Origin of the sequence: Micromonospora tarensis (genome assembly GCF_016803395.1) — a bacterium.
GTDB classification, from domain to species: domain Bacteria; phylum Actinomycetota; class Actinomycetes; order Mycobacteriales; family Micromonosporaceae; genus Micromonospora; species Micromonospora tarensis.
This window is the reverse complement of sequence record NZ_JAEVHL010000229.1, coordinates 1-10,614: the sequence shown is the minus strand read 5'-3', so window position 1 is coordinate 10,614 and position 10,614 is coordinate 1. Positions and strand designations below refer to the sequence as shown.

Sequence of the window (10,614 nt, the reverse complement as noted above, 5' to 3'; positions counted from 1 at the left end):
GCGCGAGCCGGGCCCGGGCGGTGTCGTCGAGGCGGCCGGCCATGCCGTCCGGCGCGTCCCACGCCCCCCAGGCGAGGGAGTGGCCCGGCAGCCCGGCGGCCCGGCGGTGCGCGGCGAGCGCGTCGAGGTAGGCGTTGCCGGCCGCGTAGGGGGACTGTCCGGCCGCGCCCAGCACCGCGGCTGCGGAGGAGAAGAGCACGAAGGCGGTGAGCGGACGGTCGAGGGTCAGCTCGTGCAGGTGCCGAGCACCGTCCACCTTGGCCCGCAGCACCCGGTCCAGGTGCCCGGGGGTGACGTTGGCCAGCACCGCGTCCCGCACCACGCCGGCGGCGTGCACGACGCCGCGCAGCGGGCGGTCCGGCCCGATGCCACGGATCAGCGCGGCGAGCGCGGCCCGGTCCCCCACCTCGCACCCGGCGACTGTCACCCCGGCGCCGAGCGCGGTCAGCTCGGCGGCGATTTCGCTGCCGCCGCCGGAGCGGCTGACCAGCAGCAGGTGACGCACGCCGTGTCGGGTGACGAGGTGCCGGGCGACGTGCCCACCGAGCGCGCCGAGGCCGCCGGTGATCAGGACGGTGCCGTCCGGGTCCCACGGCGCTGACCCGCTGCGTCCGCTCGCATCGCGGTCAGCCGGGGCACGAGGACGATACCGTCGCGGATCGCGAACTGATCCTCACCGGTCGCGGCGAGCAGTCGGTCGAGTGGGCCGGGCGCGTCCCCGGCGTCGAGGTCGGCGAGCACGAAACGACCCGGCTGCTCGGCCTGCGCCGCGCGCAGCAGCCCCCAGACCGGGGCCGCGTCGAGCCCGCCGACCAGGTCGCCGGCCCGGGCCGCCAGCGCGTCGCGGGTCACGAACGCCAGGCGGGCGCCGGGTTCGCGCTGCGCGATATCCAGCGCCTCGCGTACGTCGTCGACGTGGTGCACCGCCACGGGCGGTCCGTCGCCGGCGCCGGCGGCAGCGGCACCCACTCCAGCTGGTACAGCGCCCCCGCCCGTCGATCCGGGCCGGCCGCCGGGAGCGCCCGGGTCACCAGACGGTCGATGTCCGCGACCGGCGCACCCGCCGGGTCGGTCATCGCGATCGCCATGCCGTCGCCGGACGGGTCCGGGGTGAGGCGAACCCGCAGCGCGGTCGCCCCGGTAGCGTGCAGGCGCACACCTCGCCAGGCGAACGGCACCCGACCGCGTACGGCGTCGGTCCCCGCTGCCAGCGCGGTGAGCCCGCCGGCGTGCAGGGCGGCGTCGAACAGGGCCGGGTGGATGCCGAAGCGGGCGGCCTCGGGGTGCTGCGGCTGCGCCAGGACGACCTCGGCGTAGGTGTGCCCGCCGTGCCGCCAGGCGGCCCGCAGTCCCTGGAAGGCCGGGCCCAACGCGAAGCCGGCGTCGGCGAACCGCTGGTAGTGCTCGCGCACGTCGATCGGCTCGGCCCCGTCCGGAGGCCACACCGGCTCCGGCGCGGCGGGCGCGTCGGCCGTCCCGGTTAGCCGGCCGGTGGCGTGCCGGGTCCACGACTCGCCGGGCTGGCGGGCGTGGATGCCGAACGTCCGCCCGCCGTCCGGGTCGGCCGGCCCGACCCGCAGTTGCAGGGCGACCCGGACGCCGGCCGGCACCGTCAGCGGCGCGTCGTGGACCAGCTCGGCGAGACCCTCGGCACCGGCCCGGTCGGCGGCGTGCAGCGCCAGCTCGGCGAGGGCGACACCGGGCACGATGACAGTGCCCTGGACGACATGGTCGCCGAGCCACTGCTGGTCCGTCGTCGACAGCTGGCCGGTCAGCAGCAGACCGCCGTCGTCGGCGAGCTCCGCGACGGCGGTGACCAGCGGATGACCGGTGCGGGTGGCGGGGGCGGCGGACAACCAGTAACGCTCGCGTTGGAAGGGGTAGGTCGGCAACGTCACCGGCGGGCCGGCCGGCAGCACCGTCGTCCAGTCCACCCGCGCACCGGCCACGTGCGCCCGGGCCAGCGCCGCCACCACGGTCTCCACCTCGTCGCGGTCTCGGCGCGACGACGGCACGTACCGGCCGTGGCGGCCCTGCCCGGACAGCACGCCGTCCGGGCCGACCTCCACGAAGGTGGCCACCCCGCGGGCGGTCAGCAGGTCGATCCCGTCGCCGAAGCGGACGGTCTCGCGGACGTGCCGCACCCAGTACTCGGCGCTGAACTCGCGGATCAGGTCACCTGTCACGTTGGACACCACCGCGATGCGCGGTGGTTGGTAGCTGATCCCGGCGGCCACCTCGCCGAACTCCGCGAGCATCGGCTCCATCGCGGCGGAGTGGAAGGCGTGCGAGACATTCAGCCGGCGGACCCGGCGTCCCTGGGCGCGCCACCGGTCGGCGGCCTCGTCGACCAGGTCGACGGGCCCGGTTATCACCACCGAGTTCGGGCCGTTGACCGCCGCCACCGGCAGGCCCGCCACCTCGGCCTCGGACGCCTCGATCGCCACCATCGCGCCGCCGGCCGGCAGTGCCTGCATCAATCGGCCCCGGGCCGACACCAGGCGGCAGGCGTCACCCAGCGACAGCGCGCCCGCGACGTGCGCGGCGGCCAGTTCGCCGATCGAGTGGCCGAGCAGGTAGGCGGGGGTCACCCCGCAGGACTCCCAGAGCCGGCACATGGCGACCTCGAACGCGAACAGGGCCGGCTGCGCGAGCCCGGTGCGGGCCAGGGTCTCGTCGTCGGCGGTGCGCACGACGTCAGCGTCCAGCAGCGACAGCGCCTCGTCCCAGACCCGCGCGAAGACTCCGAAGGTGGCCGCCAACTCGCGGCCCATCCCGGCCCGCTGCGCGCCCTGGCCGGAGAAGAGGAAGGCGAGGTCGCCACCGGCCCGGTCCGGTCGGATGACACCGGGGGCGGTGCCGCCGTCGGCGAGCGCGTCGAGGCCCCGCCGCAACACCGCCGGGTCGCGGGAGACGACCGCGGCGCGGTGTTCGAGCGCGGCGCGGCCGGTCGCCAGGGTGGCCGCGATCCCGAGCGCGGACAGGTCGCCGGCGTCGTCGAGGAACGAGCGCAGCCGGGCGGCCTGGGCGCGCAGCGCCGCCTCGGAGTGGCCGGAGAGCAGCCAGGGCGCCGGCAGCGCCCGGTCGGGCTCGGCGGTGGCGGCCCGGCCGGGGCCTCCTCCACGACGACGTGCGCGTTGGTGCCGCTCACCCCGAACGACGAGACACCGGCCCGCCGGGGACGGCCACCGGCCGGCCACGGCGTCGCCTCGGTCAGCAGGCGGACGGCACCGGCGGACCAGTCCACGTGCGGTGACGGGCGGTCGGCGTGCAGCGTGCGCGGCAACAGGCCGTGGCGCAGGGCGAGGACCATCTTGATCACGCCGCCCACCCCGGCGGCGGCCTGGGCGTGCCCGATGTTCGACTTCAGCGAACCCAGGAGCAGCGGCTCGGCCCGGTCGGCGCCGTAGGTGGCGAGGATGGCGTCCGCCTCGATCGGGTCGCCGAGCGTGGTGCCGGTGCCGTGCGCCTCGACGGCGTCCACGTCGGCGGGCGTCAGCCGGGCGTTCGCCAGGGCCTCCCGGATCACCCGCTGCTGGGCGAGACCGTTGGGGGCGGTGAGCCCGTTGCTGGCGCCGTCGGAGTTGACCGCGCTGCCGCGCACGACGGCCAGCACCGGTTGGCCGTCACGGCGGGCGTCGGCGAGGCGGCGCAGCAGCAGGACGCCCGCGCCCTCGGCCCAGGCCGTGCCGTCCGCGTCCGCCCCGAACGCCTTGCACCGCCCGTCCGGGGCCAGCCCTCGCTGGCGGCTGAACTCGACGAACGCGCCCGGGGTGGCCATCACTGTGACGCCGCCGGCCAGGGCGGCGTCGCACTCGCCCTGCCGCAGCGACTGGATGGCCAGGTGCATCGCGACGAGCGACGACGAGCAGGCGGTGTCGATGGTGACCGCCGGGCCCTCCAGACCCAGGGTGTACGCCACCCGGCCGGAGGCGACGCTGCCGGCACTGCCCTGCCCGAGGTAGCCCTCGACGTCCCCGGGCGCGGCACCGGCCTGGGTGGCGTACCCGCCGGGGATCAACCCGGTGAAGACGCCGGTGCGGCTGCCCCGGGCCGAGGTGGGGTCGATGCCGGCCCGTTCGAAGGCCTCCCACGCCAGCTCCAGGAAGAGCCGTTGCTGCGGGTCCATGGCGACCGCCTCGCGGGGGCTGATGCCGAAGAATCCCGGGTCGAACAGCGCCGCGTCGTGCAGGAACCCTCCTTGCCGGGTGTAGGTGGTGCCGGTCCGGCGGGGATCCGGGTGGTAGAGCGCGGCCAGGTCCCAGCCCCGGTCGGTGGGGAATCCGGTGATCGCGTCCCGGCCCTCGGCCACCAGCCGCCAGAGCGCCTCGGGACTGTCCACTCCGCCCGGGTAGCGACAGGCCATCGCCACGATGGCGATGTCCGCGCCGCCGGCTTCCGCGCCGGCCCGCCGGTCGGTGTTCGGGTCGACGGCCGTCGCGCCGGTGAGCAGGGTCGCCAGGTGGGTGGCGAGTCGGGCCGGGCTCGGGTGGTCGAAGACGACTGTGGCGGGCAGTCGCAGCCCGGTGGCGGCGGCGACCCGGTTGCGCAGCTCAAGGGCGGTGAGCGAGTCGAAGCCGAGGTTCTTGAACGGGCGGTCGTCGAGGCCTTCGGCGCCGGGGTGCCCGAGGACGGCTGCGGCGTGGGTACGGATCAGGTCGGTGAGGACCCGCGCGCGCTCGGCCCCGGTCAGCGGGCCCAACCGGGTGGCGAGATCGCCGGTCGGCGCGGCCGCGGCCCGGGGTAGCTCCCGGCGTCGGGTGGTGAAGCGGGCCGGCACGAGCAGCGCGTCCGGTGCGACGCTGCCGTGGTCGAACAGCCGCAGCCCGTCCGCCACGGAGAGCGGACTGACGTCGGCGCGGGCCAGCCGGTGGCGGTCCAGGTGACCGGTCATCGTGCTGGGCGGCTCCCACAGGCCCCAGGCCAGCGACACGGCCGGCAGGCCAGGGTGCGGCGGTGACCGGCCAGCGCGTCGAGGTAGGTGTTCGCCGCCCCGTAGTCGGCCTGCCCCGGCCCGCCCAGCACCCCGGCGGCCGAGGAGAAGAGCACGAACGCGGAGAGGTCCGCGTCCCGGGTGAGGTCGTGCAGGTGCCGGGCACCGTCCACCTTGGGCCGCAGCACCCGGTCCAGCCGGTCGGCGGTGAGTTCGGTGACCAGCCCGTCGTCGAGGACGCCGGCGGTGTGCACGACGATCCGCAGCGGATGGGCGGTGGGGATCTGGGCGAGCGCGGCGGCGACGGCCTCCCGGTCGGCGACGTCGCACGCCACCACTGTCGCCTCGGCGCCCAGGGCGGTCAGCTCCTTTGCCAGGCGGTCGGCCGGTTCCCGGCTGAGCAGCAGCAGACGGCGGACGCCCCAGCCGGTCACCAGGTGCCGCGCGACGATCCCGCCGAGCGTGCCGCGTGCCCCGGTGACCAGGGCGGTGCCCGACTCCTCGACCGGTCGGGGCACGGTCAGCACGATCTTTCCGATGTGCCGGGCCTGGCTGAGCTGGCGGAACGCGTCGCGGGCCCGGCGCAGGTCGACAGCCGTGTACGGCAGCGGGCGCAGCGTCCCGGCGGCGAAGGCCGTGAGCAGGATGTCGAGCAGCTCCCCGGTCCGCTCCGGTCCGGCCTGCTTGAGGTCGAAGGCCCGGTAGCGCAGCCGAGGGTGCTCGGCCGCGTCGCGGATGTCGGTCTTGCCCATCTCGATGAAGCGGCCACCGGCACGGACCAGCCGCAGCGAGGCGTCGGCGAACTCGTACGCGAGGCTGTTGAGCACGACGTCGACGCCGCGCCCGCCGGTGGCGCCCGAATGTGGTCCTCGAAGCGGAGATCCCGGGAGGACGCGATGCGCTCGGCCGGCACCCCCAGTGCCCGGACGGCCGCGTGCTTGGCGGGGCTGGCGGTGGCGTACACCTCGGCGCCGAGCAGTTGGGCCAACTGGACGGCGGCCATCCCGACACCGCCGGCGGCGGCGTGCACCAGGACCGTCTCGCCCGGACGGATCCGGGCCAGGTCGACCAGGCCGTAGTAGGCGGTGAGGAAGACGATCGGCGCGGTGGCGGCCTCGGCGAACGACCAGCCCACGGGAATGGGGGCGAGCAGCCGACGGTCGGTCACCGAGACCGGGCCGAAGGAGCCGGGCAGCAGGCCGAACACCCGGTCGCCGGGGCGCAGGCCGGTGACGTCCGGAGCCGTCTCCAACACGACACCGGCGCCCTCGCCGCCCAGGCCAGCCTCACCGGGCACGGCGCCCAGCGCGACCATCACGTCGCGGAAGTTGAGGCCCGCGGCCCGGACGGCGACGCGGACCTGACCGGCGGCCAGCGGGCCGACCGGCGTCGGGTCGACGGCCAGCCGCAGGTTCTCCAGGGTGCCCGGCTCGGTGATGTCGAGATGCCAGGGTCCCGCCGGGATCGGCTCGGCGGCGGTCGGCACGAGGCGGGGCGCGAGAACCTCACCGGCGCGGGCGGCGACCCCCGCGTCGGGGCCGGCCTGGATCCGCGCCACGGCGTGCGGCAGCGCGGTGTCGTCGTCCAGGTCGGCCAGACCGAACCGTCCGGGATGCTCGGCGGCGGCGGCCTTGACCAGCCCCCAGAGCGGCGCGGTGAGCGGGTCCGGTCGTTCGCAGGGGCCGGTGGCGACCGCGTGGCGGGTGGTGAGGACTAGGCGGGAGCCGGCGAACCGTTCCTCGGCGAGCCAGCCCTGCACCAGCGCGAGGCCGTGCCGCAGCACCTCCCGCACGGTGGCACCGGACGGCGGCCCGACGACCACCACCGGCGGCACCGGCTCGGGCACCTCGGCCAGGTCGTCCACGACCGGCGCGCCGGAGTACCCGTCCGCGACCGGCACCGGGGTCCACACCACCCGGTGCAGGGCATCGATGCTGGTCGGACCGGCAATCAGGTCGGCGGCGGCGAACGGTCGCAGCGCCAGGGCCGCGACGGTGGCGACCGGCGCGCCCGCCTGGTCGGCGACGTCGATGCCGAACCGGTCGCGCCGGCCCGGCGCAGGCGTACCCGCAGACCGGTGGCACCTGCCGCGTGCACCGTGACACCGCTGAACGCGAACGGCAGGCGGTCGACGACGGTCTCGTCCACCACCGCGCCGGCGCGCACCGCCTGCACCGCCGCGTCGAGCAGCGCGGGGTGCACCAGGTACGAGCCGGCGTTCGGGTGCTCGGAGCCGGGCAGGGCCACCTCGGCGTAGACCTCGTCGCCGCGCCGCCACGCCGCCCGCAACCCCTGGAACGCCGGCCCGTAGCGGAAACCGTCGGCGGCGGCGCGCTGGTAGAAGTCGTCGAGCGCGACGGCGGTGGCGTCGGCCGGCGGCCAGGCGGTCAACTCCGCCCCCGCCGCGCCGGCGGTGGCGAGCACACCTGCGGCGTGCCGACGCCACGGCCCGTCCGGTGCGTCCGCCTGCGCGTGCACTGTGATCGGACGGCGTCCGTCCTCGTCGGCCGCGTCGACCCGAACCTGGATCGGCACGCCCCCGGACGCCGGCAGCGCCAGCGGTACCTCCAGGGTCAGCTCGTCCACACCGGCGCAGCCGGTCTGCTCGGCGGCGACGAGGGCCAGTTCGAGGAACGCCGTGCCGGGCAGCAGGACGGTGTCGCCGACGGCGTGGTCGGTCAACCACCTGTGGTGGTGCCGGGAGAGCCGGCCGGTGAGCAGGTGAGCACCGGTGCCGGCCAGCGGGGTGCTGGCCTCCAGCAGCGGATGGCCGGCGCTCCCGGCGGTCGCGCGCCGGTCAACCAGTACCGCTCACCCTGGAACGGGTAGGTGGGCAGGTCGGCGAGCCGGCCGGCGGGTCCCGGGTGCGCCGAGCGCCAGTCGACGGTGAGCCCGTGGGCGTACGCCGTCGCCAGGGAGTCGAGCAGCCGCTGCGGGCCGCCGTCGTCGCGGCGCAGCGAGCCGGTTCCGAGGGCGTCGTCCGGCAGCACCGGCAGCAGGACCGGGTGCGGGCTGATCTCGACGAACACTGTCGGCTCGGCGTCGGCCAGGTCCTGCACGACCGGCCCGAAGAGCACCGTCTCGCGCAGGTTGCGGTACCAGTACCCGGCGTCCAGTCCGGCCGGGTCGACCGGCCCGCCGGTGACCGTGGAGTGCAGCGGCACCGCGCCGGCCTGCGGGGTGAGGTCGGCCAGCGCGGCGAGCAGTTCGTCGCGGACGGCTGCCATCTCGGGTGAGTGGGAGGCGTAGTCGACCGGGATCCGGCGGGCGTGGATCTCGTCGGCGGCGCACGCGGCCAGCAGCCGGTCGAGGACGTCCACCGCACCGGAGACCACTGTCGACCGGGGGCCGTTGACCGCTGCGATCGACACCTCGCCGCCGAACCGCGCGGTGACCTCGGCGACCGGCAGCGACACCGACACCATCCCGCCCCGGCCGGTGAGGCCGGCCAGGCACCGGCTGCGCAACGCCACCACCCGTGCCGCGTCCGGCAACGACAGGGCACCGGCGACGTACGCGGCGGCGATCTCGCCCTGCGAGTGACCCACCACGGCCGACGGCCGCACGCCGTACGAGCGCCACACCGCCGCCAGCGACACCAGCACCGCGAACAACGCGGGCTGCACCACGTCGACCCGGTCCAGCGGGCCCGCCAGCGCCTCCCGCAACGGCCAGCCGGTGTGCGGACGCAACGCGTCGTCGCACGCCCGCATCTGCTCGGCGAAGACCGGCGAGGCGTCCCACAGCTCCAGGCCCATCCCGGTCCACTGGGAACCCTGACCGGGGAAGACGAAGACGGCGCGGCGGGTCGTCGCGGCGGTGGCCGGCGCGGTCGCCAGCTCGCCGAGGCGGCGGACCAGCGAGTCCCGGTCGGCGGCGACGGCGACCGTCCGGTAGGGCAGCGCGGCCCGTCCGGCGAGAGTGTGCGCCACGTCCCGCAGCGGCGGGGCGTCCGGTGCGCTGACCGCCGAGGCCAGCCGCTCCGCCTGAGCGTGCAGCGCGGCCTCGCCGCGGGCCGACAGAACGAACGGCAGCACCTCGCCGCCCGGTTCGTCGGGGATCGCCGCCGGCTCCGGCGGCTGTTCCAGGATGACGTGCGCGTTGGTGCCGCTGACGCCGAACGACGAGACTCCCGCCCGGCGCGTCCCGGTCCGCCACTCGACCGGTTCGGTGAGCAGCCGCACCGGGCCGGCCGACCAGTCCACGTGGGGCGAGGGCTCGGTGGCGTGCAGGGTGCGGGGCAGCGTGGCGTGCCGCATGGCCAGGGCCATCTTGATGATCCCGCCGACACCGGCGGCGGCCTGGGTGTGCCCGAGGTTCGACTTCAGCGAGCCGAGCCACAGGGGACGGTTCCGTCCCGCGCCGTACGCGGCGAGCACCGCCTGCGCCTCGATCGGGTCGCCGAGGGTGGTGCCGGTGCCGTGCGCCTCGACCGCGTCGACGTCATCGGGCTCCAGCCGGGCGTCGGCGAGCGCCGCCCGGATCACCCGTTCCTGGGCGGGCCCGCTCGGGGCGGTGAGACCGTTGCTCGCGCCGTCGGAGTTGACCGCGCTGCCGCGCAGCACGGCGACCACCGGGTAGCCGAGTCGGCGGGCGTCGGAGAGCCGGGCCAACAGCAGCACGCCGGCGCCCTCGGCGAAGCCGGCGCCGTCCGCGTCGGCCGAGAAGGAGCGGCAGCGGCCGTCCGGCGACAGGCCCCGCTGCCGGCTGAACTCGGTGAACAGCCGCGGTGTCGCCAGCACCGTGACGCCGCCGGCCAGGGCGGTGTCGCACTCGCCCCGACGGAGCGCCTGGGCGGCCAGGTGCACCGCGACGAGCGACGACGAGCAGGCCGTGTCGATCGTGACGGCGGGCCCTTCCAGGCCGAACGTGTAGGCGACCCGGCCGGACACCACGCTGCTCGATCCGCCGGTGCCGAGGAAGCCCTCCAGCTCGGGGGAGACGTGCGGCAGTCGGCTCGCGTAGTCGTGGTACATGACCCCCGCGAAGACGCCGGTCCGGCTGCCGCGTACGCCGGTGGGATCGATGCCGGCCCGCTCGAAGACCTCCCAGCACAGCTCCAGCAGAATGCGTTGCTGCGGGTCCATGGCGAGGGCTTCGCGGGGGCTGATGCCGAAGAACCCGGCGTCGAATCGGCCCACGTCGTCAAGGAAACCGCCCCGACGGGTGTACGAGGTGCCCGGGTGCTCGGGGTCGGGGTGGTACAGGGAGGTGACGTCCCAGCCCCGGTCCTCGGGGAAGTCGGTGGTGGCGTCGACGCCGTCGGCCAGCAGCCGCCACAGGTCGTCAGGGGTGGTGACGCCGCCCGGGTAGCGGCAGCCCATCGCGACGACGGCGATCGGCTCGTCGGCGGACGTCGGGGTCACCGGCGTGGCCGGGCCGGTGGCGGCCCGGCGGCCAGGCGGTCGGTGAGGTGGGCGGCGAGCGCGTTGGCCGTCGGGTGGTCGAAGACGAGCGTGGCGGGCAGGGTCAGCCCGGTCGCGGCGGCCAACCGGTTGCGCAGCTCCACCGCGGTGAGCGAGTCGAACCCCAGGTCGCGGAAGGCGAGGCCGGGGTCGATGGCACCCGGGGCGGCGTGCCGCAGCACCGCCGCGACGTGCTGGCGGACCAGGGCGAGCGGGTCGGCGACGGTCCCGTCCGGTACCTGCCGTGGCCCGCCGGTCCGGTCGCGACGGACGGCG

4 protein-coding genes and 4 pseudogenes are annotated in these 10,614 nt (G+C 76.3%); all 8 read right to left on the bottom strand.

The genetic code is table 11. The features are described 5' to 3' along the window. Positions 1-568: SDR family NAD(P)-dependent oxidoreductase (locus JM949_RS28990; protein ID WP_309232371.1), on the bottom strand; the 568-nt coding region annotated here is incomplete at its 3' end. Further along, a complete protein-coding gene (locus tag JM949_RS28985; RefSeq protein ID WP_203151346.1) occupies positions 568-930 on the bottom strand; it encodes a SpnB-like Rossmann fold domain-containing protein in 363 nt (120 codons plus the stop codon). The genes JM949_RS28990 and JM949_RS28985, both read right to left, overlap by 1 nt. Then, positions 849-1,766, bottom strand: a pseudogene (locus JM949_RS40005) (polyketide synthase dehydratase domain-containing protein); the annotation flags it as partial. The pseudogene JM949_RS40005 and the gene JM949_RS28985, both read right to left, overlap by 82 nt. A 192-nt stretch (positions 1,767-1,958) precedes the next feature. Next, a pseudogene (locus JM949_RS40000) lies at positions 1,959-5,433 on the bottom strand (type I polyketide synthase); the annotation flags it as partial. Between the two features lie 81 nt (positions 5,434-5,514). Beyond that, positions 5,515-5,760 (bottom strand): annotated as a pseudogene (locus JM949_RS39995) (hypothetical protein); the annotation flags it as partial. Positions 5,761-6,146: 386 nt separating this feature from the next. Further along, positions 6,147-6,716 (bottom strand): annotated as a pseudogene (locus tag JM949_RS39990) (SpnB-like Rossmann fold domain-containing protein); the annotation flags it as partial. A gap of 167 nt (positions 6,717-6,883) precedes the next feature. After that, on the bottom strand, positions 6,884-7,654 hold the full coding sequence (locus JM949_RS28955) for a polyketide synthase dehydratase domain-containing protein (RefSeq protein WP_238434076.1): 771 nt from the start codon (positions 7,652-7,654) through the stop codon (positions 6,884-6,886). Further along, positions 7,612-10,614, bottom strand: a 3,003-nt coding sequence (locus JM949_RS28950) for a type I polyketide synthase (RefSeq protein ID WP_456320242.1), incomplete at its 5' end; no start/stop codon positions are given. The genes JM949_RS28955 and JM949_RS28950, both read right to left, overlap by 43 nt.